This is a genomic window from Acinetobacter sp. YH01006, from assembly GCF_013420445.1.
GTDB classification, from domain to species: domain Bacteria; phylum Pseudomonadota; class Gammaproteobacteria; order Pseudomonadales; family Moraxellaceae; genus Acinetobacter; species Acinetobacter pseudolwoffii.
Genome location: NZ_VOYB01000012.1, coordinates 47,684 through 73,759, shown reverse-complemented (window position 1 = coordinate 73,759; position 26,076 = coordinate 47,684). Strand labels below are relative to the sequence as shown.

Annotated in this window: 24 protein-coding genes; 13 read left to right on the top strand and 11 right to left on the bottom strand. The window is 44.0% G+C overall.

Annotation, left to right across the window (positions count from 1 at the left end; translation table 11 throughout):
- Positions 1-23: 23 nt before the first annotated feature.
- Positions 24-803: a 3-oxoadipate enol-lactonase gene (gene pcaD / locus FTT73_RS11280; protein ID WP_005096968.1), complete on the top strand. Its 780-nt coding sequence runs from the start codon at positions 24-26 to the stop codon at positions 801-803.
- A 68-nt stretch (positions 804-871) separates the two neighbouring features.
- Here the strand turns inward: pcaD and FTT73_RS11275 are convergent, their stop codons facing one another.
- From FTT73_RS11275 to FTT73_RS16600, 3 genes are all read right to left on the bottom strand, one after another.
- The gene (locus FTT73_RS11275) at positions 872-1,759 is read right to left on the bottom strand and encodes a DMT family transporter (protein WP_005096969.1); all 888 of its coding nucleotides are present in this window, start codon (positions 1,757-1,759) and stop codon (positions 872-874) included.
- Positions 1,760-1,875: 116 nt separating this feature from the next.
- Entirely contained in the window at positions 1,876-2,166 is a 291-nt protein-coding gene (locus FTT73_RS16605; RefSeq protein ID WP_159515743.1) for a GNAT family N-acetyltransferase, read from the bottom strand.
- Positions 2,159-2,323 (bottom strand): hypothetical protein, encoded by a 165-nt coding sequence (locus tag FTT73_RS16600; RefSeq protein WP_005096973.1) that lies wholly within the window; start codon positions 2,321-2,323, stop codon positions 2,159-2,161. The genes FTT73_RS16605 and FTT73_RS16600 overlap by 8 nt, the downstream gene beginning before the upstream one ends.
- Before the next feature lie 246 nt (positions 2,324-2,569).
- Here FTT73_RS16600 and FTT73_RS11260 point away from each other — a divergent pair, with 246 nt between their 5' ends.
- Positions 2,570-3,646: a putative zinc-binding metallopeptidase gene (locus FTT73_RS11260; RefSeq protein WP_180085376.1), complete on the top strand. Its 1,077-nt coding sequence runs from the start codon at positions 2,570-2,572 to the stop codon at positions 3,644-3,646.
- Between the two features lie 88 nt (positions 3,647-3,734).
- Here FTT73_RS11260 and FTT73_RS11255 read toward each other — a convergent pair whose 3' ends face one another.
- From FTT73_RS11255 to FTT73_RS11245, 3 genes are all read right to left on the bottom strand, one after another.
- Entirely contained in the window at positions 3,735-5,231 is a 1,497-nt protein-coding gene (locus tag FTT73_RS11255; RefSeq protein WP_005096976.1) for a succinate CoA transferase, read from the bottom strand.
- Positions 5,232-5,348: 117 nt separating this feature from the next.
- Positions 5,349-6,524 (bottom strand): thiolase family protein, encoded by a 1,176-nt coding sequence (locus FTT73_RS11250; protein WP_171062587.1) that lies wholly within the window; start codon positions 6,522-6,524, stop codon positions 5,349-5,351.
- Between the two features lie 79 nt (positions 6,525-6,603).
- The gene (locus FTT73_RS11245; RefSeq protein ID WP_005096978.1) at positions 6,604-8,385 is read right to left on the bottom strand and encodes an acyl-CoA dehydrogenase C-terminal domain-containing protein; all 1,782 of its coding nucleotides are present in this window, start codon (positions 8,383-8,385) and stop codon (positions 6,604-6,606) included.
- Between the two features lie 532 nt (positions 8,386-8,917).
- Between FTT73_RS11245 and FTT73_RS11240 the strand changes: the two genes are divergently transcribed.
- Positions 8,918-9,523 (top strand): TetR/AcrR family transcriptional regulator, encoded by a 606-nt coding sequence (locus FTT73_RS11240; RefSeq protein WP_180191441.1) that lies wholly within the window; start codon positions 8,918-8,920, stop codon positions 9,521-9,523.
- 65 nt (positions 9,524-9,588) lie between these two features.
- Here the strand turns inward: FTT73_RS11240 and FTT73_RS11235 are convergent, their stop codons facing one another.
- From FTT73_RS11235 to cysK, 4 genes are all read right to left on the bottom strand, one after another.
- A complete protein-coding gene (locus FTT73_RS11235; RefSeq protein ID WP_005096981.1) occupies positions 9,589-9,783 on the bottom strand; it encodes a heavy-metal-associated domain-containing protein in 195 nt (64 codons plus the stop codon).
- A 74-nt stretch (positions 9,784-9,857) separates the two neighbouring features.
- A complete protein-coding gene (cueR, locus tag FTT73_RS11230) occupies positions 9,858-10,265 on the bottom strand; it encodes a Cu(I)-responsive transcriptional regulator (protein WP_005096982.1) in 408 nt (135 codons plus the stop codon).
- Complete coding sequence (locus FTT73_RS11225) at positions 10,262-12,964, bottom strand: heavy metal translocating P-type ATPase (RefSeq protein WP_180191450.1); 2,703 nt, start codon at positions 12,962-12,964, stop codon at positions 10,262-10,264. The genes cueR and FTT73_RS11225 overlap by 4 nt, the downstream gene beginning before the upstream one ends.
- Positions 12,965-13,156: 192 nt before the next feature.
- Complete coding sequence (cysK, locus tag FTT73_RS11220) at positions 13,157-14,155, bottom strand: cysteine synthase A (RefSeq protein WP_180191440.1); 999 nt, start codon at positions 14,153-14,155, stop codon at positions 13,157-13,159.
- Between the two features lie 281 nt (positions 14,156-14,436).
- On the opposite strand from cysK, the gene FTT73_RS11215 reads away from it, so the two are divergent.
- From FTT73_RS11215 to FTT73_RS11190, 6 genes are all read left to right on the top strand, one after another.
- Positions 14,437-14,754 (top strand): helix-turn-helix transcriptional regulator, encoded by a 318-nt coding sequence (locus FTT73_RS11215; protein ID WP_005096987.1) that lies wholly within the window; start codon positions 14,437-14,439, stop codon positions 14,752-14,754.
- 221 nt (positions 14,755-14,975) lie between these two features.
- Positions 14,976-16,724, top strand: coding sequence for a SulP family inorganic anion transporter (locus FTT73_RS11210; protein ID WP_180191439.1), 1,749 nt, complete (start codon positions 14,976-14,978; stop codon positions 16,722-16,724).
- 328 nt (positions 16,725-17,052) lie between these two features.
- Positions 17,053-18,249, top strand: coding sequence for a serine/threonine transporter SstT (gene sstT / locus FTT73_RS11205; RefSeq protein ID WP_180085366.1), 1,197 nt, complete (start codon positions 17,053-17,055; stop codon positions 18,247-18,249).
- A gap of 42 nt (positions 18,250-18,291) precedes the next feature.
- Positions 18,292-18,966: a YoaK family protein gene (locus FTT73_RS11200; RefSeq protein WP_180191438.1), complete on the top strand. Its 675-nt coding sequence runs from the start codon at positions 18,292-18,294 to the stop codon at positions 18,964-18,966.
- 15 nt (positions 18,967-18,981) lie between these two features.
- Positions 18,982-19,518 carry a DUF2058 domain-containing protein gene (locus tag FTT73_RS11195; protein ID WP_180191437.1) on the top strand — a complete coding sequence of 179 codons (537 nt, stop codon included), beginning with the start codon at positions 18,982-18,984 and terminating at the stop codon, positions 19,516-19,518.
- Between the two features lie 187 nt (positions 19,519-19,705).
- The gene (locus FTT73_RS11190) at positions 19,706-20,944 is read left to right on the top strand and encodes a mechanosensitive ion channel family protein (RefSeq protein ID WP_180085364.1); all 1,239 of its coding nucleotides are present in this window, start codon (positions 19,706-19,708) and stop codon (positions 20,942-20,944) included.
- Between the two features lie 132 nt (positions 20,945-21,076).
- On the opposite strand, the gene FTT73_RS11185 is transcribed toward FTT73_RS11190, so the two are convergent.
- Positions 21,077-21,733, bottom strand: a complete 657-nt coding sequence (locus FTT73_RS11185; protein WP_180191436.1) for a hypothetical protein — start codon at positions 21,731-21,733, stop codon at positions 21,077-21,079.
- A gap of 207 nt (positions 21,734-21,940) precedes the next feature.
- Here FTT73_RS11185 and FTT73_RS11180 point away from each other — a divergent pair, with 207 nt between their 5' ends.
- From FTT73_RS11180 to gcvH, 4 genes are all read left to right on the top strand, one after another.
- Complete coding sequence (locus FTT73_RS11180) at positions 21,941-23,794, top strand: ABC transporter ATP-binding protein (RefSeq protein ID WP_180191435.1); 1,854 nt, start codon at positions 21,941-21,943, stop codon at positions 23,792-23,794.
- Positions 23,794-24,243, top strand: a complete 450-nt coding sequence (locus FTT73_RS11175) for a MaoC/PaaZ C-terminal domain-containing protein (protein ID WP_005096996.1) — start codon at positions 23,794-23,796, stop codon at positions 24,241-24,243. Before FTT73_RS11180 ends, FTT73_RS11175 begins: the two co-directional genes overlap by 1 nt.
- A 151-nt stretch (positions 24,244-24,394) precedes the next feature.
- Entirely contained in the window at positions 24,395-25,423 is a 1,029-nt protein-coding gene (locus FTT73_RS11170; protein WP_005096998.1) for an AraC family transcriptional regulator, read from the top strand.
- 82 nt (positions 25,424-25,505) lie between these two features.
- Positions 25,506-25,880: a glycine cleavage system protein GcvH gene (gene gcvH / locus FTT73_RS11165; protein WP_005097000.1), complete on the top strand. Its 375-nt coding sequence runs from the start codon at positions 25,506-25,508 to the stop codon at positions 25,878-25,880.
- Positions 25,881-26,076: the final 196 nt, after the last annotated feature.

The window sequence follows — 26,076 nt, the reverse complement described above, 5'->3', positions numbered from 1 at the left end:
AAGGGAGGTCGGGAGGGATTTTAATGCCAACATTTACATCTAACGATGCACAAATTAATTACCAGACTTTTGGGGATACCTCTAAGCCTGCAATTGTGTTCTCCAATTCATTGGGCACCAAATTCAGCATGTGGCAGCCACAAATTGAATTTTTCCAGAAAGATTATTTCGTGGTGTGTTATGACACCCGTGGTCACGGTGGCTCGAGCGCACCACAAGGGCCATATACCCTGGATCAACTGGGTCAAGATGTAGTGAATCTACTGGATCATTTAAATATCCAGAAAGCTGCTTTCTGTGGCATTTCCATGGGGGGTCTGACTGGTCAATGGCTGGCAATTAACCGCCCAGAACGCTTTAACCAAGTGATTGTGTGTAATACGGCAGCCAAAATTGGTCAGGAACAGGCCTGGCTGGAACGTGCTGCACTGGTGCGTGAGCAAGGCTTGGCACCGATTGCATCGACCGCAGCATCACGCTGGTTTACCGAACCCTTTATTCAAAGCAACGCAGCAATTGTTGCAGAACTTTCAAACGACCTTGGAGCTGGCAGTCCGGAAGGTTATGCGAGTTGCTGTGAAGCTTTGGCTAAAGCGGATTTACGTGAACAGTTAAAGACAATTTCAGTTCCTGTATTGATTGTGGCAGGTCAGCAAGATCCTGTAACGACTGTTGCTGATGGTCAGTCGATGCAAGCCAGCATTGCCAATAGCCAACTGTTTGAAATCAATGCATCGCATATTTCCAATGTCGAGCAACCTGAAGCGTTCAATCAGGCAGTTCAGGCATTTATTGCAGCTTAAACTGCTCAAAAAAGGAAAAAGCCACTGATCATCATCAGTGGCTTTTTTTTATCAAGATGGAGTCAGCATTAAGCCCAAATGACCAAAATCGCAGCGATCACCACCAAGCCCAGCCCCCAATGCTCGGCACGTGCCAGTTTCTCCTTAAAGAAATATGCAGAAATCAGCATACTAAATAAAATCTCGATTTGACCTAGTGTTTTGACAATGGGCACACTCATCATGCTCATGGCAGTAAACCAGCCCAGCGATGCCATAAAGCTGCACACGCTGACTTTAAAGGTTAATCTCAAGCGTTGCCACATGGCCACTAAAGTCTGGCGGCTAAATAGACTCAGATAGATCAGCATACTGATGCATTGAAAACTGATGACCATCAGCAGTACCCATGCAGCACGATGGACAGTTGGCAATGTGCTTAGCTCCAGACTCGCCTCCCTGACCAAGAGTGAGGTAATCGCAAAACTTAAGCCGCTGCCGATTCCAATCGCTAAGGTCTGGGCAGAAAATCCGCTGATCTGCTGGCCTTTACTCAGCAGGAATACAGCATAAGCACCGAGTACCACACCGATCCAGGCCAGTACCGATAAATGATCGGCTAAAAACACGACACCAATGACGGCGGCAAGAATGGCTTCACTTTTAGCCAAACCGACCCCAATCGCATAATTTTTTTGTTGAAACAGCTTCACCATCAAGGCAGTCGCTAAAATCTGGCTTGAACCAGCAATCACAATATAGACCCAAAACCTGGGAGTAAAATGGATAATATTTTCAACGGGCTTGAAGTGATAAAGACTGGACAGATAGATTATTGCAAAGGGCAAGGCAAAGATAAACCGTGCCAGCGTGACCCCCCAAACATCGACCGTAGTGCTCAGCTGTTTTTGAAATGCATTACGCCATGCCTGCATAAATGCAGCCATTAAGGTGAAAAAGATCCAGCTGATTGCCATAAAATGATTTGCATATATAACAAAAGTGAACCAATTCTATGCCTAAGTAAAAGGCATGACTAATTAAAAATGGAGTGAAGGTGAATAGCGGAAAGTTTGGATTGTTTTTAGATGGTTTAAATTTCAGCTAAGTAGTCTTTTCGCATGGGAATAAAACGAATGCCATTTTCCTCAGTGTATTCGCCCATTTCAACAAAACCGAAGCGTTTATAAATATCCAAAGCATATAAACTGGATTTTACAGTAATAGATTGATGACCTTGGCTACGAATATGTTTTTCTAAAAAGCGCCACATTTGGCGACCGTAACCTTGACCTTGATAAGCCTTATTCAAGAAAAAATGCATGAAATGTGCAGGTGCTATATAAGCCACCACACCGACTATTCTGCGGTCAATTTCAGCCACATAATAATAAATTATCTGGCCGTTCAAAAATGGTTTGAATTACTTCAGCTTTAAAACGTAAGCGTCCCTCTTCTGCCGTAGTGACAGCCTCTACAAATGGCGCAATGACTTCTACGATAGCAGATGTATCCTGAACAGTAGCTTTTCTAATGTTCATATTATTTTAAATTTCACCTTAACCTGGCTTTGTTGCAAAAACAGATCATCTGTCAATTTGTATTTCTCTAAGCAATCTTTTTCTATTTAAAAATAACGAGTTATTTAGCTCACAATATAATGCCAAGCATCCTCCATTTACAATTCAGCCATATAGAGTTTTTATTAAAATTTTTATGATGTTATTACAATAGGATGAAATTTAGGTAGGCATTCTAGACAGTTTGCTTCCCTACAGGGAGTTTAGATGAAACATTTTGAATGCGCCGTCTGCCAGCAACAGCTATTTTTTTACAAATCAGTCTGTGATCATTGTATGTCACCAATCGGCTATGTCGCTTCGGAAAAAGAATTGTGCGCATTTAAAAAGCAGAGTGCTGATCAATGGATTCCAGTCTCCAAAAGTTATCAGCATGCCAGTTATAAACCCTGTCATAACTATACGCACTATCAGGTATGTAACTGGATGATTCCCAGTAATGAAGATGAAGATTTTTGTGAGTCCTGTCAACTCACTCATGTGATTCCTGATCTGGAAAATTCAGAGAACCTGATTTACTGGTTTCGACTGGAAGAGGCCAAACGCCGCTTCCTTTATTTGGCGCAGCGTATGAACATGATGCCACGCCCCAAAAAATCTGAAGATGATCCATTTGGCCTGCGTTTTGATTTTTTACTGCCTGAAGATGATCAGCCGGTTTTGATTGGTCATGCCAATGGTGTGATTACCTTAAATGCGATTGAGGCGGATGTGGTGTATCGTGAAACAACGCGCGTGAATATGGGAGAAAATTACCGGACTTTATTGGGCCATTTTCGCCATGAAAGCGGACATTACTATTTTGCACTGATGCAACACTTACATCCGGAACTGATTGAAGAGTTTCGTCACTATTTTGGTGATGAGCGGCAAAATTACAGTGAGGCGCTGCAAACTTATTATAATGACGGCGCCCCGATCAACTGGCAGGAAAACTATATTAGTGCTTATGCCACCGCACATCCTTGGGAAGACTGGGCAGAAACCTGGGCGCATTATCTGCATATGATGGAAACACTGGAAACTGCTTACTATGCTGGAATCCGCGTTATTGGCAATGGTGGCTATCTGGCCAGCATGGATTTTAAAGAATGTCCAATTGGCGGACAGGATGTTGAACATATTCTTGCAAACTGGGTTACCTTAACCTTTAATTTAAATGCCTTGAACCGTTGTATGGGTCTGGAAGATGCCTACCCATTCAAGCTGACCGAAGCGGTAGAAGACAAGCTTCGATTTATACATCGGCATGTACTGGAAAAAGTTTTTAAATCATCCAAATGATCTCTAAACGACAAAAAACTGAATGTAATAAAATGAATAAAGCCCGTATACAACGGGCTCTATTTGATGATCAATGCGATTAAACGTATTAAGCGGTTTTCATTGAACCGGTTTCTTCAAATTGGGCATGCCAAGACAAAGCCTCATTCAATAAATGCGGTGTCTGACCACCACGCGCACAGGCACGCTCAAAATAATGATTTAAACTTTCGCGGTAATCTGGATGAGCACAGATATCGATAATCTTGCGGGCACGTTCACGCGGTGCCAAACCACGCAGATCTGCTAAACCTTGCTCAGTCACCAGAATATCAACGTCATGATCGGTATGGTCGGTATGGCTGACTAGGGGAACGACTGAAGAAATCGCACCACCTTTGGCATAGGATTTGGTCACAAAGATGGCAATATGCGCATGACGGGTAAAATCTCCCGAGCCTCCAATACCGTTCATCATCTTGGTTCCAGTAACATGGGTTGAATTCACATTTCCGTAAATATCAAACTCAAGTGCTGTATTAATCGCAATAATCCCGAGACGGCGAATCAGTTCAGGATTATTGGAAAGTTCCTGTGGACGCAAGACAATTTTATCTTTGTATCGATCAAAATTGTTCATCACTCGTGCGGCACAGTCATCGGTCAGGGTCATGGAGCAACCTGAAGCAAAGGTCATCTTGCCTGAATCGATAAGCTGGAAAGTGCAATCCTGCAAGACTTCAGAATACATTTCCAGATTATTGAAATTGGAATGTTCGAAGCCGGCAAAGACCGCATTGGCCACGGAGCCCACACCGGATTGCAGCGGCCCCAGATTTTCAGGTAAACGCCCTGCTGCCACTTCCTGTTCAAAGAAATGAATCAGGTGACTGGCAATCGCCAGCGTTTCTTGATCCGGTTCGTCCATGCCAAAGGAAGTGTCTGGAATCTCATTGATGACAATCGCAGAAATTTTTTCAGGTGCAACATGAATCCCGATTGTTCCAATTTTGTCACTGGCTTGAGTCAGAGGAATTGGCTCGCGGTTTGGGCGCGCTTGAGGTACATAGATATCGTGAACACCTTCTAGTACGGGATTAATCGTCATATCAATTTCAATAATGACCCGATCTGCCATTTCGATGAAATTTGCAGAATTTCCGCAAGAGCCTGTCGGAATAATCTGACCGTCTTCAGTAATCGCAGTTGCAGCAATTACAGCCACATTAATCGCTGGCAAGTTTTTATGACGGATATTATCGGCCAGTTCAGAGAGATGCTGATCGACATACATCACTTCACCGGCATTAATCGCTTTACGTAAAGAAGGATCTGCCTGATAAGGATAACGGCGGGTTATGACATGTGCTTCATTGAGTTTTCCATCAATCCGGTTCCCCAGACTTGCACCTGTCGCCAAGGTAATATGAATTGGATACTTCTGTGCATATTCAGCCAAGGCCAAAGGCACAGTTTTCGCTTCACCTGCCCCCCCAAAACCACTTAAACCAACTACATCGCCATCTTGAATCAGTTGTAGTGCTTTTTCGACAGATACGACTTTATCTTGTAATGGGAGCAAACGAATGCGCTCTAAACCGTTCATAAAAAATCTCAAAAATATAAAATAAAGAGGCATCTGCTCCTGGTGAACCAAGAGCATTAGCGTCTAAATCAATCAATAATTAATTTTGCTAATTCGAGCATTGAATTTTGGCTGGACTTAAACCAGTTCCACTGCAATCGCAGTTGCTTCACCGCCACCGATACACAGTGCGGCAATACCTTTCTTGCCACCAGTACGTTTTAAGGCATGAATCAAGGTCACAATAATACGGGAACCAGAAGACCCCAGTGGATGACCGAGCGCACATGCGCCACCGTTGATGTTGACTTTTGCAGTATCCAGTTTAAAGCCATCAATGGCTAGCATCGTCACCATGGCAAAAGCCTCATTAATTTCCCAGAGGTCCACATCAGCGGCATCCCAACCGGTTTTTTTCAGGACTTTTTCAATCGCACCGACAGGTGCAATAGTGAATTCCGAAGGATGCTGCGAATGGCTGGCATAGGCCAAAATATTAGCCAGCGGTTTTAAGTTACGCTGTGCAGCAATTTCACTAGAGGTGACCACCAGTGCTGAAGCACCGTCTGAAATTGAACTGGCATTTGCTGCGGTAATGGTTCCGTCTTTTTTGAAGGCTGGACGCAAGCTTGGAATTTTGTCCGCTTTGGCATTTAAAGGCTGTTCATCCTGCTCAACCACCACATCGCCTTTACGGTTACTGACAGTGACTGCTACGATTTCATCTTTAAAGAAGCCTTGCTGAACAGCCGTCACCGCTTTGTTTAATGAGCCAATGGCATAATCGTCCTGCTGTTCGCGTGTATAGCCTTTTTTATCTGCCATTTCCTGTGCCAGAATTCCCATCGACAGACCTGTTTCTGCATCTTCCAGACCTTCCTGGAACATGTGATCCGTGACTTTGCCATGTCCCATACGGAAACCGGCACGTGCCTTGTCCATCAAATATGGCGCATTAGACATAGATTCCATGCCACCTGCGACCACAATTTCAGCCGAACCCGCTTTGATTGCATCTGCTGCCTGCATCACCGCTTTCATGCCTGAGCCACAGATTTTATTGATCGTGGTGGCACCTGTTGAATCCGGTAAGCCGGCTTGACGCATGGCCTGACGTGCCGGGCCCTGTTTTAAACCCGCCGGCAGTACACAGCCCATAATGACTTCATCAATATCGTTTGCAGTTAAACCAGCACGAGCTACAGCTTCCTTGATCGCCACAGCACCCAAATCAGGCGCCGTACAGCTTGAAAGTGAGCCTTGAAAACCGCCCATTGCGGTACGTACAGCTTCTACAATTACAATCATTCTAATCTCATCCTTTTTCATCATTGTTATTTAACACCGCACAGCAGAAGCTCTGCAGTGTTTGTCCTTCGCAATACTTGCCGGTTTAAGCCTGTGCAGTGAAATAGTCTTCAGGTAATTGCATGACCAGTTCTGCACCTGCCTGAATACGTTGAATTCGGGCACTCAAATCCGGGAGAACTTTGGCGACATAATAATTCGCCAGTACCAATTTGTTCTGGAAATAGCTATCGTCTTTCGTTGCTGCAGCTTTGCTGATACGCGCATACATATACACAAAACTGAGCAGACCCACCGCATGCAGATAATCGACCGCAATCGAGTTAGCAAAGTCCGGATTCAGTTGAGACTGCTCGACGATAAAGCTGGTGATGTCTTCCAGTTGCTGACAGGTCTCTAATGTCGCCGTTTTAATCGTCAATGAATCATCCAGACCTTGGGCGAACTCGCGGATTTCAGCGATATACTCTGCAATATAAGCACCTTTACATTTGGTAGTTTTACGGCCAATCAGGTCAATTGCCTGCACACCATTGGTGCCTTCATAAATTTGTGAAATGCGCAGATCGCGAATACATTGTTCCATACCCCATTCACGGATATAACCATGACCACCGAAGCACATTTGCGCTTCCAGTGCAGAATCTAATGCTTTATCAGTCAGATATGCTTTGGCAATTGGGGTTAACAGAGCCACACGGTCGGTCGCTTTACGCACCGCTTCAGCATCGGTCGAATATTTGGTGATATCCAGCTGCTGACCGACATAGACAGCAAAGGCACGAGATGCTTCATTGTTGGCGCGCACATTCAGCAACATCCGGCGCACATCACCATGTACCAGAATCGAATCGGCTGGTTTTTCCGGTGATTTCGCACCGGTCGAGGCGCGTCCCTGTAAACGGTCTGTCGCATATTGTGCCGCATTCTGATAAGCAAATTCTGCCGCGCCAATGCCCTGAATTCCCATCGACAGACGTTCGTAGTTCATCATCACGAACATGCCGGCCAGTCCTTCATTTTCGTTACCGACCATATAAGCTTTGGCACCATCAAAGTTCATGACGCAGGTCGCCGAGCCTTTAATTCCCATCTTATGTTCGATTGAACCCGCAGATACTGCATTACGTTCACCGAGTGAACCATCTGCATTCACCAGAAATTTCGGCACAATAAACAGGGAAATGCCACGTGAACCGGCGGGTGCATTTGGTGTTTTTGCCAGCACCAGATGAATGATATTTTCACTCAGGTCATGTTCACCGCTGGTAATAAAGATTTTGGTACCGCTGATGTTATAGCTGCCATCTTCATTGGGTTCAGCCTTGGTTTTGATTATGCCAAGATCAGTACCTGAATGTGGCTCAGTCAGACACATGGTGCCCGACCATTCGCCTGTATAGAATTTTGGTAAATAGGTTTCTTTCTGTTCTTGTGAAGCACGATCATTGATCGCCATGCCTGCACCCACGGTTAACAGCGGGTAAAGCATAAATGATGGATTGGTACTCCAGATCATTTCATCGGCCAGCACGGTCAGCATTTTTGGCATATTCTGCCCGCCCCATTCTTCACTGGCACCTAAACCTACCCAGCCACCTTCAGCAAACTGCTTAAAGGCATCTTTAAAGCCTGTAGGTGTGGTCACTTCACCATGTTTAAACTGAGCACCACCTTCTTCATCCGCAGGACGATTCAGGTCAAGAATGACATTCTTGGAAAATTTGGCCATCTCTTCCAGAATTGCATTTGCAGTTGCCATATCTAAATGTGCAAGATTTTCATTACCTTGCCAAAATTGTTCAGCTTGAAACACATCATTTAAAATAAATTCCATGTCTTTTAGCGGCGCATTATAAATAGGCATTCTTACATTCCTTAACTGGTGATACTCAATTCTGTTGCTGAGCGTTTTATAATCATTGATTAATGAAAATCTTTTTTATGATTTTACTTCAATCAATGCATATCAATCGAAAATCATCATCTCGAATTAATCCAGCAGTAAATCTCATTCAACTAAATAAGCGACATAAAATTTAAAAACCCAAGCTTTATGTCACCGTTATTTACTGAACCAAGCAGGCTTAAAATGATTCTTTATTCACCACTATAATCCTTTGCCAGGACGGTCTTAAACCGAATAATGATTTCACTTGATGTGCTGAAACAATAAAATAATTATGCTGAAAATGGAATTTTATTTAGCAAAGTTGATCTCTAGGGTTCAGTTTTCTTGACAATATTTCCAGACTGACACCATATATATTTTTCATTGTCAGCAGTTGCTGCATAAATATACAAAATTAGATAAATATCACGACCTTAGTTTTATAGCTATCTTGGGTAAAATTGAATATTCTTGAAAGGTTCTTTTTCGAAAAATATGGACCAAGAAGATGACGACTGTAAGACAGCAGAACTTCCTTCTTCGTAAAGAGAAGATCCTGAGCATGGCTGAAAGCCTGCTACTGGACAATAATCAGGACATTACCCTGAGTGAACTTGCCAGTGAACTGGACATCGCGAAAGGAACGATCTACAAGCATTTCAAAAGCAAGAACCAGTTATATTTAGAACTAATTATTCTGAATGAAAAAAGAATTCTGGAAATATCAAAAAAATATAATAACGATATTAAAAATTATGTTTCGCAATATATGCTCTATCACATGCTCAATTCCAATCGCACCATCCTGTTGCATGTGATTGAAGAGCGTTTAACCAATAATGAAAAGAATCTGAAAGATTTATTTCAGGAGCTTTATCGGATTCGCGAAGAACGGATTATCCGGATTAAAGACATGACCCATAATTATCTGGTGGCTTTAGAAAGTGCCATGTCGATTCGGGATTATTTGTCTTATATCTGGACCGTGACTTATGGTGCTTCACTATTATTAAATTCGACCAATTATCAAAAAGCGATTGGTTCACGTGAACGCCTGATTAAACTGTATATTAATCAGGCGCTGATGACCCCGGATAAAATCTCGTCAGTCTAAGCCCTATAATAAAAAATGCCGGATTGAATCCGGCATTTTATTTCAATTGAATGACTTAACAAATATCAAGCAGCAATTGGCGGAAATCCGTCTTCGGTTAAAGCCGCGACAATCTCGGACTCAGTGACTGTCGATTCAACTTCGACCAGCTTAGTCGCCACATCTATATGAACGGTGGCATTTTCATCCAGATCTTTAATCGTAGCAGTCACACTGCGTGCACAGCCACCACAGGTCATATTTTCAATACGGAATTTCATATTTGGCTCCATAGGATCGCTTTAAAAATTAATGTGATTGGGTAGACTATATTTAACCTGAGCTGCAGATCAGCTCAGTGCTGCTCAGGGACGACACCCTGTTCAATCTGTTTTAAAATCTGGCAATCGGACTGTTCATTGCCGGCACACTGCTCCACCGATTGCTGTAATATCACCAGCATATGCTGCATATCGGCAATTTTCTGTTGTAAAAACTGGATATGTTTTTCGGCCAGCTGTTTCACCTCGCTACTCTGACGTGAGCTGTTCAGCCACAGGCCGAGTAATTCTTTCATCTGCTCTGAAGAAAAGCCGAGTTCGCGTGCATGTTGAATAAAACTTAAGGTTTTAATGTCCGCATCAGTATAAACCCGATAACCTGCATCGCTTCGTTTCGCAGCAGGCAACAACCCGATGTCTTCATAATAACGAATCATTTTTGCAGAGATGCCGGAACGTTTTGCCGCCTGACCAATATTCATCCTGCTTGCTCCTTGAACTGTACCGCTTTGTAGGCTTTTAATCTCAAAGCATTAGTGACAACAAACACGGAAGACAATGCCATCGCGCCTGCGGCAAACATTGGTGATAACAAGATGCCCCAGAATGGATAGAGCACCCCGGCGGCAATCGGGATTAAAGCAATATTATAGACAAAGGCCCAGAACAGGTTCTGCCGGATATTGCGCATGGTGGCCTGACTCAGACCAATTCCGGTGGCCACATGCTGTAAATTACCTGACATCAACACCACATCGGCTGCCTCAATCGCGACATCGGTGCCTGTACCAATCGCCATGCCAACATCAGCCTGTGCCAGTGCCGGGGCATCATTGATTCCGTCCCCGACAAAAGTGAGTACGCCATATTGCTGCTGGAGTTGACGTACCGCATCCACTTTCTCATGCGGTAAAACTTCCGCAATTACCTGATCAATTTTCAGCTGTTTGGCAATGGCCTGCGCGGTATGCTGATTGTCACCGGTGATCATCGCTACTTTTAGACCCTGCTCATGCAAGGCCTGAATCGCACTATAGGTAGTTGCTTTAATCGGATCCGCGACGGCAATAATCGCCGCCAGCTTTTGATTGATCGCCACATATAAGGGACTACGGCCCTGATCACCGAGTTTTTGTGCAGTAGACCGAAACAGATCGACATTTAGACCTAAGTTCTGCATCAGACGTTCAGCTCCAATATGCAGCTGCTGACCAGCTACCTGTGCCTTGACCCCTGCGCCGGTGATCGAATCAAAATCTGTGACTTCACTCAGTTCCAGTTGTTGCTCATGAGCTGCCTGAACAATGGCATGGGCAATCGGATGTTCTGACTTGGCTTCAACCGAAGCCACCAGTTGCAATACAGTCTGCTGATTAAAATCTGCTGTGACTTCAAAGTCCGTCAGCAACGGTTTTCCTTCAGTCAAGGTTCCGGTTTTATCAAGTGCGACGACTTGGGTTTGCTGCAATAACTGTAAAGCTTCACCCTTACGAAACAGCACGCCCAGTTCAGCGGCACGCCCAGTTCCGACCATAATTGAGGTCGGCGTTGCCAGCCCCATCGCACACGGACAGGCAATAATCAGCACCGCCACGGCGTTGACCAATGCATAGGTCAGATTGGGTTCAGGCCCAAACAGGAACCAGACCATGAAGGTCAAGGCCGCCAGTGCCATGACGGCAGGTACAAACCATAAAGTCACTTTATCCACCACCGCCTGAATCGGTAGTTTCGAGCCTTGTGCCTGTTCCACCATCTCAATAATCTGCGCCAGTACAGAATCCTGTCCGACCGCAGTGGCCCTGATTTGCAAGGTTCCATTCTGGTTCACTGTACCACCCACCACCTGATCCCCGGCCTGTTTGGCCACGGGTAAAGGCTCACCACTCATCATTGCTTCATCGATATAACTTTGCCCGGCAACCACTTCACCATCGACGGCGACTTTTTCACCCGGGCGGATTTCAATCAGCATGCCCTGTTGTACATCGGCAATCGCCAGATCAACCCAGTTGCCATGCTGTTGTACCCGTGCGGTTTTCGGTTGCAAGCCGACCAGATACTGAATCGCTTCTGAGGTTTTACCTTTGGCTTTGGCTTCCAGATACCGCCCCAGTAAAATCAGCGCAACAATGACAGCTGCCGCTTCAAAATATACATGGACGGTGGACTGGGGTAACAGCTGCGGAAAAAAGGTCGCAATGCAGGAAAATCCATAAGCTGCGATTGTTCCGACTGCGACCAGAGAATTCATATCCGGCGCCAAACGCAATAAAGCCGGAATACCATGCTGATAAAAACGCCGTCCCGGAATAATCAGCACCAAAGTGGTCAGCACAAACTGCAGATACCAGCTGTTCTGGGTTCCTAACGTATGGGCAATAAAATGATGAAATGCCGGAATCAGGTGCGAGCCCATTTCCAGAATAAATACAGGCGCTGTCAGAATGACTGCAAGCCATAAATCTCGTTTCAGTTGTGCCGTTTCATTGGCTTTCTTTTCCTGAAAAGCGCCATGGCTATCTGCCGACATATCCGTACCGGATTTTATTGTGGCTTGATAACCGGCTTTCTCCACGGCAGCAATCAAGGCCGGAAGCTGGGCATGCGAAGCTTTCACCCAGGCAGTTTCGGTGGCCAGATTGACCTGTGCTTCGCTGACACCTTCTACTTTCAATAAAGCTTTTTCAACCCGTGCCACACATGAAGCGCAAGTCATGCCTTCAATTGCCAGTTCAATCCGGTCAGTCTGAATATCAAAACCGGCTTTTTGTACGGCCTGAGTTAGTTTGGATAATGGCACAGAATTGATCGCACTCACATGCGCCTTTTCAGTGGCCAGATTCACGTGTGCATTCAGCACGCCTTCCACTTTTTTTAGGGCTTTTTCTACGCGAGCCACACAGGAGGCACAGGTCATGCCTTCAATATTCAAATCAAACCGCTGCGTCGGTACATCGAAACCGGATTTTTCAATTGCTTGAACCAGCGCAGCGGCAGCAATCGGTTTCTGGCTTTTAATAAAAGCTTTTTCAGTCGATAGATTGACAGATGCCTCGACCACGCCTTCAATTTTTTTCAAGGCTTTTTCCACGCGAGCGACACAGGAGGCACAGGTCATACCGCCAATCTGCACCTGCTGTTCATATAAGCGGTTGCTGTCTTGTTCTGCCATACCCATCTCCATGCCTCAACTCACTGTTGAGCTTATAGCTTAAACATTCCCATCATGGTAAGGTCAAGTCCTTCATCTGACTATTTTAAAAATGTAGCGCCCTATTGCCAGCAAATACAACTAAATAAAAAAGATAAAAAAGCCCGAAGATGACTTCGGGCTTGTATGGCAGTATTTAAAATATAAAATGCATCAATGTTATTCGGCAGAAATATCTTCAAACAAGATCGAAGACAGGTAACGTTCACCACCATCTGGCAAAATCACCACAATATTTTTACCGGCATTTTCAGGGCGAGCCGCCAATTGTGCCGCAGCTGCCATAGCCGCGCCACTTGAAATACCGACCAGGATACCTTCCTGAGCTGCAGTTTTACGCGCCCACTCGACTGCATCTGCACTATTAATGGCAATCACTTCATCAATAAGGTCTAAATCCAAATTGCCCGGAATGAAGTTGGCACCAATCCCCTGAATTTTGTGTGGTCCAGGTGTAATGTCTTCACCGCGTTTGGCCTGACCAATAATTGCAGACTCAGCAGGTTCCACCGCCACTGAATATAAAGGCTTGTTTTTTACCTTTTCAAAGTAGCGTGAAATACCGGTAATGGTTCCACCCGTTCCGACACCTGCGACCAGAATATCGACATTTCCCGCAGTCGCTTCCCAGATTTCTGGACCTGTGGTTTCTTCATGAATTTTTGGATTGGCCGGATTTTCAAACTGTTGTGGCAGGTAGTACAGTTCAGGATTTTCATTGACTAGACGTTGTGCTTCTTCAATCGCGCCTTTCATGCCTTTGGCCGGATCAGTCAATACCAGATTGGCACCCAGTGCTTTCACCACCTTACGGCGTTCAATACTCATGCTTGAAGGCATGGTCAAAGTAATGTCATAACCTTTGGCTGCCGCAACAAAAGCCAATGCAATACCGGTATTGCCACTAGTCGGCTCGACAATATGCATACCGGGTTTGAGCTTGCCAGATTTTTCAGCATCATTAATCAATGCTGCACCAATACGGCACTTGACTGAAAATGCCGGATTACGGCTTTCAATTTTCGCAAGTACAGTGGCTGGACCGGAAATCACACGATTAATACGAACAAGCGGTGTATTTCCAATCGCGTCTGCATTATTACTATACACCGCTATACCTAAATTATTCGGTGTTGGAAAAGCTGAATCTGTACTCATGATGATATCCCTGATGTTATTGGTTCAAGTCGCTTAAACATCATACAAGCATTTTTTTGCTTTGTAGATGTTTGATGAAACTTGCACTTGATTGCACGAATGTGAACTAAAATACTTTCTGCACTATGCAATAAATTTATCTTATCTATCAATATTTAAAATATAATTTTAATTGATAATTCAATTCATTAAAAACCATAAAACTTAACTGTTTTTAGCAAGGTATTACGAGCTAAGACCCGTATAATTAACGGGCTGTAACTTTATAATGGACATATTGAATGAAAACCGATTTTGAAATCACGACTATGCGCGATTCAGCAGAACAGGTCGTTGGCATTTTAAAATCCCTGGCCAATACCGACCGTCTCCTTATTTTATGCCATCTCTCTCAAGCGGAACTGAATGTTTCAGAAATTGAGGAAATAACTGAGATTAAACAGCCAACACTTTCCCAGCAGCTCATGATGCTGCGCAAAAGTGATGTAGTGAATACCCGTCGGGATGGTAAACAGATCTATTATTCAATTAAAGATCAAAATTTGATTGTGGTATTGACTACGCTTTATCAGCTGTATTGTGCGAATCAAATTAAATAGTTTATTTTTAAACACTATTTAACGCCAAAACACACTTCTCTACTCCATTGATCTGGCAGAAATAACGACTTTGTAGAAAATCGCTATAGCTGCTTCAAGAAAATGGAGGCCAGACCTAGCTGATTTATTTTAAAAACATAAATCATCACAAATTCGACCCCTTAAGATTTCTTAGCAGAATTTGTGCATAATATATCTATATTTGTGATTTAGACCTTTTTATGCCAAATTCCAAGTCTAAACTTTTGCATAGACTGCCTGCCTGGGCATGGTTAAGCGACTATACGCCGGTCAAATTTAAATCCGATGTGCTGGCCGCACTGATTGTCGTGGCGATGCTGGTTCCTCAGGGGATGGCTTATGCCATGCTGGCCGGTTTACCGCCGATCATGGGCTTATATGCCAGCATCCTGCCAATGATCATTTATGCGTTGCTCGGTGGCAGTTCGACTTTATCGATTGGCCCGGTGGCGATCATTTCAATGATGACTTTTGCCACGCTCAATCCACTGCTTGAAGTCGGCTCACCGGTCTATATCGAAGCTGCGACCTTATTAGCACTCATGGTCGGTATTATTTCCCTGCTCTTGGGATTATTCCGTTTCGGTTTCTTAATTCAGCTGATCAGTCATCCAGTCATTCAGAGCTTTATTATTGCCTCGGCATTATTAATTGCTTTTGGACAATTGAAGTTCTTGGTCGACCTACCCTTAAAAGCCAATAACATTCCAGAATTTACAACAAGTCTTCTGGAGTATCTGCCGCTCCTGCATTTACCAAGCCTGTTATTTGGCCTGTTGTCGATGGCTTTACTGATCTATCTGCCCAAGTTATTAAAATCTCAGGCTGTCCAAAGCCGGCTTGGCTCTACAGATTTTTTAGTCCGTGCGGTGCCCCTGATTCTGGTGTGTCTCGGCATTGCGGCGATTGTCTTTCTGGATTTAAAGCTTCAGGGCATTAAAACGGTCGGTGCAATTCCTTCCGGTTTTCCACCCTTATCTTTTCCACACTGGAACTGGGAACTGGTGATGACCTTGCTACCGGGCGCCAGCATGATCGCCATGATCAGTTTTGTGGAATCCTTGTCGATTGCTCAAGCGACAGCCTTACAGCAACGCAGTCATTTAAACAGTAATCAGGAGCTGATCGCACTCGGTCTGGCCAATATCAGTGCGGGCGTGAGTTCAGCTTTTCCTGTGACGGGCAGCCTCTCGCGGACGGTGGTGAATGCCGATGCCGGTGCCAAATCACCTATGGCCGGTGTTTTATCTTCGATTCTGATTATTTTTGTGAGCCTGTTCTTTACCGGATTTTTTGAAGATCTGCCGCTGACCATTCTGGCCGCGACGATTATTGTTTCCATCTGGAAGCTGGTTAATTTCCAGCCATTTTTTGATGCCTGGCGTTATTCCAAGGCAGATGGCCTTGCCATGTGGATTACCTTTCTCGGCGTGGTTCTTATTGATATTTCGACCGGTTTGATTATTGGAATCGTGTCGACCTTTGTTCTGATGTTATGGCGAATCAGCCGTCCGCATATTGCAGTTGTCGGTCTGGTCGAAGGAACCCAGCATTTTCGCAATATTCAGCGTCATCAGGTCAGTACCTCCGATCGGGTGCTGTCACTGCGGATTGATGAGAATCTGACGTTTCTGAATGCCAATAGCTTTAAAGGTTATCTGATCAATGAGATCAGCCTGAATGACAAGCTGCAACATGTGATTTTAAATTGCTCCAGTATCAGTGCCATTGATTTAAGCGCTTTGGAAATGCTGGAAGATTTAAATGCGGAACTGGCCAAACTGGATATTCGCCTGCATTTTGCCGAAGTTAAAGGTCCGGTCATGGACAAGCTGCAAGCTTCTAAATTGATGACGCATCTGAGCGGGCGCATTTATCTGACCCATTTTCAGGCGATTCAGGATCTGGCGCCAGAGATCTTTGAGCAGCATAAAGATTATATGATTTAAGAAAGCCGATACTTGAACTTATGGCCGGAAATTTCGACCGGTCATAAGTGTAGTCTTTTCTGAATTTTCAAATATAATTTGAATTTATCGATTTAACTTTGATATTTATTTCATGAATACAATTTTAAAAGTGGTGATTTATTCATCATTTTAAGAAGTTTTTCTTCAATATAAGCACTGTTTTAAATCAATTAATTTTAGAATAAATCAATAATATCAATATGTTGGTTTTTATATGAAAATATATTTTAAGCCTTGTTTAAATTAAGTATAAAATAGCGCAACTTTTTCCCAAATTTAGCCCTCGTAATTTTCACAAGGCAACCTTATGTTTTCTGCCCTTATGCGCATGAGCTTAGTCTCTCGAATCATCATCGCCATTATTTTAGGTGTGGGTGTGGCTGTGGTATTTCCCGAAGCTACTCCCTCATTAAGCCTATTGGGCGACCTGTTTATTAAAGCCTTGAAGTCTGTTGCACCGATTCTGGTTTTCATTTTAGTTTTAGCTTCTATCGCGAATTTTAAGGTGGGTCAATCCAACACCCCCATCAAACCGATTATGATCATGTATGCAGTGGGTATGTTCCTTGCTGCACTGAGCGCCGTGGTTGCGAGTATCTTATTTCCAAGTACGCTGTTTCTGGATATCGCTGCACAAGCTGACTTACAGCCACCTGGCAGTCTGGTAGAAATCCTGAAGAATTTACTGCTCAGTTTTGTTACCAATCCGGTCGTTGCGATTGCTGAAGCAAACTTTATTGGTATTCTGGCTTGGTCAGTGGCATTAGGCATCGCTTTCCGTCATGCATCGGATAGCACCAAGACGCTTTTAAATGATGCAGCCTTTGCAGTGAACTATGTGATTCGTTTAGTGATCAGCTTTGCGCCTGTGGGTATTTTTGGTCTGGTGGCAGTCACTTTTGCTGAATCTGGTCTGGACACGCTGACGAGCTATGTACATTTGTTGACTGTATTGTTAGGCACAATGGTGTTTGTTGCACTGGTCATCAATCCGTTGCTTGTTGCTGCCGTTACTCGCAAAAATCCTTATCCACTGGTGTTCACCTGCTTACGTGAAAGTGGCATTACCGCCTTCTTTACCCGTAGTTCAGCAGCCAACATTCCGGTCAATCTGGACTTGGCGAAACGTCTGGGTGTTAAAGAATCGACTTCAAGCATTGCCATCCCTCTGGGAGCGACCATCAATATGGGTGGTGCATCAGTGACTATTACGGTTCTCGCCTTGGCAGCAGTCAATACCTTGGGCATTAGCGTGGACTTTAGTACCATGCTGATTCTTTCTGTGGTGGCAACCGTCTCGGCATGTGGTGCTTCTGGTGTTGCAGGCGGTTCATTGTTACTGATTCCAGTTGCATGCGGCCTGTTCGGGATCTCTTCGGATATAGCCATGCAAGTCGTTGCGATTGGTATGGTCATCAGCGTATTGCAGGACTCTACTGAAACCGCGCTAAACTCATCGACTGATGTTTTATTTACTGCAGCAGTAGACCGCGCATCAAATTGATTTTATATTGATTAATCAATATGTTTAGCCAATGATGTTGTTATGCCATTACAGCGTTTACCTACCTGGGTACAATTAGGGGCGTTTTTTCTTGCGGTCAATGCCGGCATGATTAACGTCCTCGGTCTGGTGACGGTACTGCACCAGTCTGTTTCACATATGACCGGCAATGTCAGCATGCTGGCCATGGCCCTGCTGAACTGGCAACCAGAACAGATGTTGTATCTCTTTCTGGTCACACTCTGCTATGTCATTGGTTCATCCTATAGCGGGCTCATTCTTGGAAATAGTCACTTTCGCCTGGGGCAGCTTTATGGTTACCCTTTAAGCCTGGTGGCTATTTTTATTTTGATCTGCTGGTTATTATTGCCCTATTTCCCGCGCTACGCCTTGTTATGGGCCTGTGTTGCCATGGGTGTGCAAAATGCCATGGTTAGCCACTATAAAGGTGCCATCATTCGCACCACGCATTTATCTGGCGTACTGACCGACCTCGGCTTGGCGCTGGGCTACCGTTTGCGTGGCTTGGATGTAGAGCCACGACGAGTCGTCTTACATTTACTTATTTTGCTCGGTTTCTTAAGCGGTGGTATTCTTGCCAGCTGGCTTTATCCTTATTTAAAATTAAATGCATTCCTGATCCCGGCAGTGCTGAGCCTGATTCTCAGCCTGACCTACTGGGTGATTTATTTACGTTATCGACATCAATACGATTAATTTCTGGACATTCTCATGGTTAAAAATGCATTGCAGGCACAATTGTTAAAGGCAGGTTTGGTCGATAATAAAAAAGCCAAAAAACTGTCTAAACAGGCTGTGCATGAAAAACGTACTGGTGACAGCACCGATGCTGAAATCAAGGCGAAAATCGAGCAAGACAAGCAGCAGAAACTGGCCAAAGATCAAGCCATCGAGCTAGAGAAAAAAGCAGCTTTACAGGAAAAAGAACTGAAAGCCGCAATCATCCAGATGATTAACCAGCACAAAATCCGCGATACGGATGGCGATGCGGTATATCAGTTTATTGATGACAGCAAGATCAAGAAGGTTTACCTGAACCAGCAGATCTATAATGCGCTGGTGGCAGGCAGTCTGGTGATTGCGCGTGAAAATGACAGTTATGTGTTCTTGCCCAAAGCTCTGGGAGATCGTATTAATGCCAAAATGCAGGGCTTTATCATTGTGAATAATTCAGAGAAAAATGAAGAAATCACCGATGAAGAAGATCCATATGCAGCTTATGTGATTCCAGATGACCTGATGTGGTAATTTATTTTTAACTTCAACATGTTATTAAACCGGCTCAGGCCGGTTTTTTTAATGCCAGACACTTATTCAAATCAGGTTTCCGGTCAATATTTCCCAAAGATATGTATTAAAAGTTTAATTAAAATTAAAAAACCCAGGTTAAAGCTATAAACTCTTTCACAATTTTAATAGTGCGAGAAAAGTTAAGTTGGAACAGTTTAAGGTTGTCCAGAATATACAAGTGTGGGCTGATCAGTATCCCTGGCTAGAAATGTTCTCTTCATTGAGCATCGTGATTTTACTGGCAATTATTGCAAATCTATTTGCCAAACAAGTCGTTGTTCGTGGAATTCGCAAACTGATTTCCAAAATGCCTTTTGCCCATAATGAAATTGTTGCCGAGCATAGCGTCATTCGCCGTATCGCCAATATTGTACCGGCCATTGTGATTATGAACGGAATTACCACCGTTCCGCATTTATCTGACAAGGTCGAGACCTTTATCCAGATGGGTGCGCAAGCCTTTATCTTCCTGACCATTGCTCTGGCGATTGGTGAATTGCTGAATATTTTCAACCTGATTTATCAGCGCAATCCGAAGTCGCGCAACAAACCGATTAAAGGTTATTTGCAACTGGTCAAGCTGATTATCTTCATCGTCTGTGGTCTGATGATTCTGGGGACTTTCCTCAAGAAAGATGTCTTTACCTTGCTGGCCGGTTTTGGTGCCATGGCTGCGGTACTGATGCTGGTGTTCCAAAATACTATCCTATCGCTGGTGGCTTCGGTACAGATTTCCTCTTATGACATGGTGCGTATTGGTGACTGGATTGAAATGCCATCTTTAAATGCGGACGGCGATGTCATTGATATGTCATTACACACTATTACCGTGCAGAACTTTGATAAAACAGTCACCACCATTCCGACCAATAAACTGGTGACGGATACCTTTAAAAACTGGCGTGGCATGCAGGAAGCCGGTGCGCGCCGGATTAAACGTTCCATTCATGTCGATCAGAGCAGCGTGCATTTCATGTCAGCTGAGGAACAGAACAAGCTGAAAGAATTTATTCTGCTGGATCAATATCTAAATACCAAAACTGAAGAACTGCAGCAATTTAACTTGCAGCTCAGCCATCATTCGCAATATAACCAGCGCCGTCTGACCAATCTGGGGACTTTCCGTGCCTATGTGGAGTTTTATCTGCAACAGCATCCGGGAATTAGTAAAAATCACTCGCTGATGGTTCGTCAGTTACAACCGACCAGTGAAGGTTTGCCTCTGGAAATTTATGCATTTACCAATACCACGGTCTGGGTCGAGTATGAAAATATCCAGTCGGATATTCTGGATCACCTGTTGGCGATTATTCCTGAATTTGGCCTAAAAGTGTATCAGGCACCTTCAGGTTTCGACCTCAAGGAATCTTTTAGCGTTTCCTGAAAAGCTGCGACAATCTTCAAATAAAATAAAAGCCTGAAACTGGCTACAGTTTCAGGCTTTTTAATTGGTCTAATTAAATAAAAATATAAAAAACGACAACTTAAACAAATATTAGATTGGATATTGAGATGCTCAGGCTGAGATTACAGACGCTTGCGGCTGCATCAGTTCTTGTAGCATTTTATAAAAATCATGTTCTGAGTCAAACTGCTCTTCACAGATCCTTTCGCCGTTTAGTAATAAATGATGATAGCTTTGATGCTCATAAATCACCGTGTTCAGAAACTGTGCACCGGGCATATGCTTGAGCAGGTGCTGTGTCTGTTTCATTTCTGCAAGTTGCTGCTGTTCAGGAATCTTATTCAATACCGTATAAATTTTTAATTGAGTATTATATTGTGCGATCCCAATCGCCAATTGCACCAGTTCGGTTTCAAGTTGAATATCTTCTGGATTGATGGAACTGGGAATAATCAGCTTATCTGCATGTTTCAGGACTGAACGCAAGGCAGATGTATCCTGCCCGTCAATATCAACAATAATATAGGCGAACTGCTGTTTCAGTAGTTCCAGACGATGATCCAGACTACGACCATCTTGTTTTAAGATATCCAGATGCTCGAAAGAAAATTGTTTATTTTTCAGATTTGCCCATTCATAACCATACGGTTCCAGATTGGCATCAATTAGCAAGGTCGCGCCTTGCCCACGTAATAACTCATTGATATACATCGCAATCATGGTTTTTCCTGAGCCTCGTTTACGGCTGGCCACTACCCAAATACTCATCTTTAAGCTCTCTCGTTTTTGATTCTTTTTATGAGGAAAAATGGTTTAAACTTTAATATAATTATGGATTTAGAATTACGTATCTGGCATGAAAAGTAAAGTCTGATTTGGATAATAATTTTGTGGCTATTTCATCTAATCCTAGGCTTAAAAAAATTCAATCCTTTATAATCACTACAAAGCAAAATGCATGATAAGAGTACGATAATGTTTCGATGGCTTGAAAGACTGGTTGATCCCTATCCCACCAAAAACCTGAATCAACCTTTACCGACCAAGTTTTTTCCATTTGTCTGGCAGGCAGCCTACGGTGTGCGCCGTTATTTGCTGATTCTGGTGCTGTGTACGGCCGGTGCTGCCAGCTTTGAAGCCTTACTCTACTCAAAAATTGGCGATCTGGTAAATTGGCTCAGCAAAAGCCAGCCAGATACTTTTCTGGAACAACATGCCAGCAACCTAACCTTGCTGAGCATTATCCTGCTGGCCAATATTTTCTTTGCCAGTGCCCAATCCCTGATCAAGCACCAGATTTTGTATAGCAACTTTCCGATGCGGTTACGCTGGCGCTTTCATAATTTACTGATGAAACAAAGTCTGGATTTTTTCCATAATGATTTTGCCGGACGTTTATCTGCCAAAGTCATGCAAACGGCGCTGGCCATCCGGGAATTCTGGGTCATTTTGGGAGATATGCTGGCCTATGTGCTGATTTATTTCGTCACCATCAATATCGTTTTAGGCAATATTTCTCCCTATTTAGTTATCCCTTTGATGGTGTGGCTACTGCTATTTATCTGTGCGGCCTGGTACTTTATTCCGCGTTTAAGCAAGATTTCCAAGTCACAGGCCGATGCGCGTGCCGTCATGACCGGCCGTGTCACCGATGCCTATACCAATATCCAGACTGTCAAGCTGTTTGCCCATGCTGGTCGAGAAAGCCAGTATGCTAAAACCTCCATGCAGGAATTTATGGTCACGGTTTACAAACAGATGCGTCTGGGGGCTCAGTATGAAATCAGTATTTTATTTCTGAGCATTATTCTCTATGGCGGTGTGTTGGGTACGGCCATCTGGCTATGGATGGAAGGACAGGCCGAATTGGGCATTATTGCAGCCACCACGGCCATGATACTCAAACTGAACAGTATTGCCGAGTTTATGATGTGGCAGACCTCTGCCCTGTTTGAAAATGTCGGGACCATTCAGGATGGTATGAAAACTTTAGGCCGCAAGATTGCCATTGAAGATAAACCCAATGCCAAAGAGCTACAGCTTCAGCATGGTGAAATTAAATTCGACAATGTCAGCTTTGCCTATAATGATAAAAATGTCATTGACCAGTTTAACCTGACCATTCGCCCGGGTGAAAAAATCGGGATTGTGGGACGTTCAGGCGCAGGTAAATCGACCCTGATTCAACTGTTGTTGCACTTTTATCATATTAACCAGGGTCGTATCTTGATCGATGGTCAGGATATTGACGATGTGACTCAGGACAGTTTGCGCAAGAACATTGCATTAGTGACTCAAGATACTTCACTGCTACATCGCACTGTCGCTGAAAACATTAAATATGGTCGTCCGGATGCAACCGATCAAGAGATGTATGAAGCGGTACGTAAAGCCAAAGCAGAAGAGTTTATTCCTCATCTGACCGACTTACGCGGCAAAAGAGGCTATGAGGCTTATGTCGGTGAGCGTGGTGTAAAACTTTCTGGTGGTCAACGTCAACGTGTTGCAATCGCACGGGTATTTCTAAAAGATGCACCCATTTTGATTCTGGATGAAGCCACCAGTGCGCTGGATTCTGAAGTCGAAGCGGCCATTCAAAACAGCCTCGATGATCTGATGCAAGGCAAAACCGTAATTGCCATTGCGCATCGTTTATCGACAATTGCCCAGATGGATCGCCTGATTGTAATGGATCAAGGCAAAATTGCCGAGCAAGGTACCCATGATGAACTGGTAGCATTAAATGGAATCTACGCCCAGTTTTGGCAGCGTCAAACGGGCGGATTACTGATACAACAACAGATCAAAGCAACGAAGGATCGTGAATAATGCTGTATTTGGAAGATTTGAACATCGCTGACCGCTTTAGCAGCCGTAAATATCATATGGGACTGGAAGAAATTCAAAATTTTGCCCGGGCTTATGACCCACAAGTCTTTCATACTGATGAACAGCAAGCTGCAGCCCATCCGGTATTTCAGGGAATTGCCGCCAGTGGTTGGCATACTGCGGCAGTGGTTATGCGCTTGTGGACTGAATGTTTTCCTGTGGCTTATGGGCTCATTGGTTCAGAGTCGCATCTGCGTTGGCCTTGTCCGACCCGCCCCGGGGATGAAATTCACGTCGAAGTCGAAATCATGGATATTCAGCCCTCCAGAAGCAAAACTGATCGTGGGATCGTTAGCTACCAGACGCAGGCATTTGACCAGCATCATAAAATGATTTTTAGTTCAACCACTAAAATTGTGGTATTTAAACGAGGATTTTCTCCGGTTTAAATTGATTTTTAGGCGAAATTCAGGCTAATCTGCCACAATGATTGTGGCAATAGCCAAAACTTTGTCCAACAATTTTAATGAAAAAAATGGCAGTTTCATGCCAATATCAGACCATAAATAAAAAAATTTAAGTGAGTGCAACGGATCGCGCATGAAAACAATTGCTCCACGCCAAGATCAGGGAATTCCAGGTGTATACGCTCTTTTGCTGCTCGATGTCATTTCCCGCTGGGGATATAATGACGAATCGTTGTTCAAGTCCTTTGGCCTGAGTACGGAGCAGCTGGCGGATCCTGATTTTCGCATCCCGACACCTGTGGCCAATGAACTGGTCAAACATGCCCTCAAGCTGAGCGGTGAACCGACACTTGGTTATCATCTGGGTACCCAGATGCGGATTTCTATTCATGGTTTTATCGGCTATGCCATCATGACGGCCAAGGATATTACCGATGCATTAGTACTGGCCAACCGTTTCATCCAGCTGCGTATGCCCTTTTTACAGCTATTCTTTTCCACCTTTGGTGCCAAGGCTACAGTCCAGTTGCAAACCGATATTCAGCTGGAACCCTTACGCACCGAAATCTCGATTGCACTGATTTTTGGCATGATCAGTATGGCCAAGGCCATTACCGGAATTGATTATGCCGCTGGAGAAATCGATTTTGATTTCAAAAAACCGGAAGGCTTTGAGCGCTTTATGGCCAAATTTCCACATCATCAGTTTCGCTTTGAACAGCCGCATTTGATCTTGAGCTTTGATAAGAGCTACCTGATGAACAAGCTGGTACATGCCGACCCGATTGCCAGTCAGATTGCAATTAACCAGTGTGAAACTGAACTCTCGGCCTTGGGCGAGCGACACCGGATTGCGATGCGGGTCCGTGATATTCTAACCCATTCCGAGCAGCATTATCTGAGTATTGAAAGTGTGGCAGATCGTCTGCATATGTCCGACCGCACCCTAAAACGTCAGCTGGCGGCTGAAGGTACCTCTTTTTCTACGCTGGTCGATGAAGTACGCTACCGGCATGCGACGTCGTTATTGTCCCGGACCGACTTTAGCTTGGAGCAGATTGCTGATGAACTTGGTTATAGTGATGTCGCCAATTTTAGCCGGGCATTTAAACGCTGGAGTGGTCGCAGCCCGAGCAACTGGCGCAAAGATCCTTATTTATAAAGGGTCATAAGCCTTTTGTTTTGGCCAAAAAGAATGTATAAAACATGTCAAAAATGATCTAAAGATTTTTAAGGAGTTATCAATGAATCATCCTTCAGAATTAAAGTACGCAAGTACGCATGAATGGGTACGCATTGAGGGTGATCTTGTTGTGACCGGTATTTCCGACCATGCACAGGATGCATTAGGTGATTTGGTCTATGTAGAGGCACCAGATCTTGATTCACACATCACTGCGGGTCAGCAAGCCGGTGTAGTTGAATCGGTCAAAACTGCGTCTGATATTCATGCACCTGTTTCTGGTATTGTTGTTGAAATCAATCCTGATCTTGAAGATGATCCTGATTTTATTAATGACGATCCCTATGGCAAAGGCTGGATCTATAAAATCAAACCAGACAATATGTCAGATGTTGAACACCTGCTTTCCAATACAGCATATGAAGCTGGCCTATAAACCCGCTTATATTTAGAAAATCAGCCTGCGGGCTGATTTTTTTTATGCCATAGATATTGTTCAGCTTTCCCAATCGGCTTCAATTACATATATTCATATTAAAATATTATTGTATTTTTCACGTATATTTCCTAAAGTACTGAACAGGACGCGCTGCACTCCTGAATATGCCACACTTATTTATAACAATAATTCC

Coding starts and splice junctions, on each gene's coding strand:
- cueR (WP_005096982.1), bottom strand. CDS start 10,265: ATGAATATTGGTCAGGCGGCAAAACGTTCCGGCATCTCTGCAAAAATG.
- FTT73_RS11275 (WP_005096969.1), bottom strand. CDS start 1,759: ATGGCAATCAGCTGGATCTTTTTCACCTTAATGGCTGCATTTATGCAG.
- FTT73_RS11260 (WP_180085376.1), top strand. CDS start 2,570: ATGAAACATTTTGAATGCGCCGTCTGCCAGCAACAGCTATTTTTTTAC.
- FTT73_RS11235 (WP_005096981.1), bottom strand. CDS start 9,783: ATGAAATTCCGTATTGAAAATATGACCTGTGGTGGCTGTGCACGCAGT.
- FTT73_RS11170 (WP_005096998.1), top strand. CDS start 24,395: ATGAAAACAATTGCTCCACGCCAAGATCAGGGAATTCCAGGTGTATAC.
- FTT73_RS11240 (WP_180191441.1), top strand. CDS start 8,918: ATGACGACTGTAAGACAGCAGAACTTCCTTCTTCGTAAAGAGAAGATC.
- pcaD (WP_005096968.1), top strand. CDS start 24: ATGCCAACATTTACATCTAACGATGCACAAATTAATTACCAGACTTTT.
- FTT73_RS11215 (WP_005096987.1), top strand. CDS start 14,437: ATGAAAACCGATTTTGAAATCACGACTATGCGCGATTCAGCAGAACAG.
- FTT73_RS11195 (WP_180191437.1), top strand. CDS start 18,982: ATGGTTAAAAATGCATTGCAGGCACAATTGTTAAAGGCAGGTTTGGTC.
- FTT73_RS11225 (WP_180191450.1), bottom strand. CDS start 12,964: ATGGGTATGGCAGAACAAGACAGCAACCGCTTATATGAACAGCAGGTG.
- FTT73_RS11185 (WP_180191436.1), bottom strand. CDS start 21,733: ATGAGTATTTGGGTAGTGGCCAGCCGTAAACGAGGCTCAGGAAAAACC.
- FTT73_RS11255 (WP_005096976.1), bottom strand. CDS start 5,231: ATGAACGGTTTAGAGCGCATTCGTTTGCTCCCATTACAAGATAAAGTC.
- FTT73_RS11175 (WP_005096996.1), top strand. CDS start 23,794: ATGCTGTATTTGGAAGATTTGAACATCGCTGACCGCTTTAGCAGCCGT.
- FTT73_RS11245 (WP_005096978.1), bottom strand. CDS start 8,385: ATGCCTATTTATAATGCGCCGCTAAAAGACATGGAATTTATTTTAAAT.
- FTT73_RS16600 (WP_005096973.1), bottom strand. CDS start 2,323: ATGAACATTAGAAAAGCTACTGTTCAGGATACATCTGCTATCGTAGAA.
- cysK (WP_180191440.1), bottom strand. CDS start 14,155: ATGAGTACAGATTCAGCTTTTCCAACACCGAATAATTTAGGTATAGCG.
- FTT73_RS11180 (WP_180191435.1), top strand. CDS start 21,941: ATGTTTCGATGGCTTGAAAGACTGGTTGATCCCTATCCCACCAAAAAC.
- FTT73_RS11200 (WP_180191438.1), top strand. CDS start 18,292: ATGCCATTACAGCGTTTACCTACCTGGGTACAATTAGGGGCGTTTTTT.
- FTT73_RS11210 (WP_180191439.1), top strand. CDS start 14,976: ATGCCAAATTCCAAGTCTAAACTTTTGCATAGACTGCCTGCCTGGGCA.
- sstT (WP_180085366.1), top strand. CDS start 17,053: ATGTTTTCTGCCCTTATGCGCATGAGCTTAGTCTCTCGAATCATCATC.
- gcvH (WP_005097000.1), top strand. CDS start 25,506: ATGAATCATCCTTCAGAATTAAAGTACGCAAGTACGCATGAATGGGTA.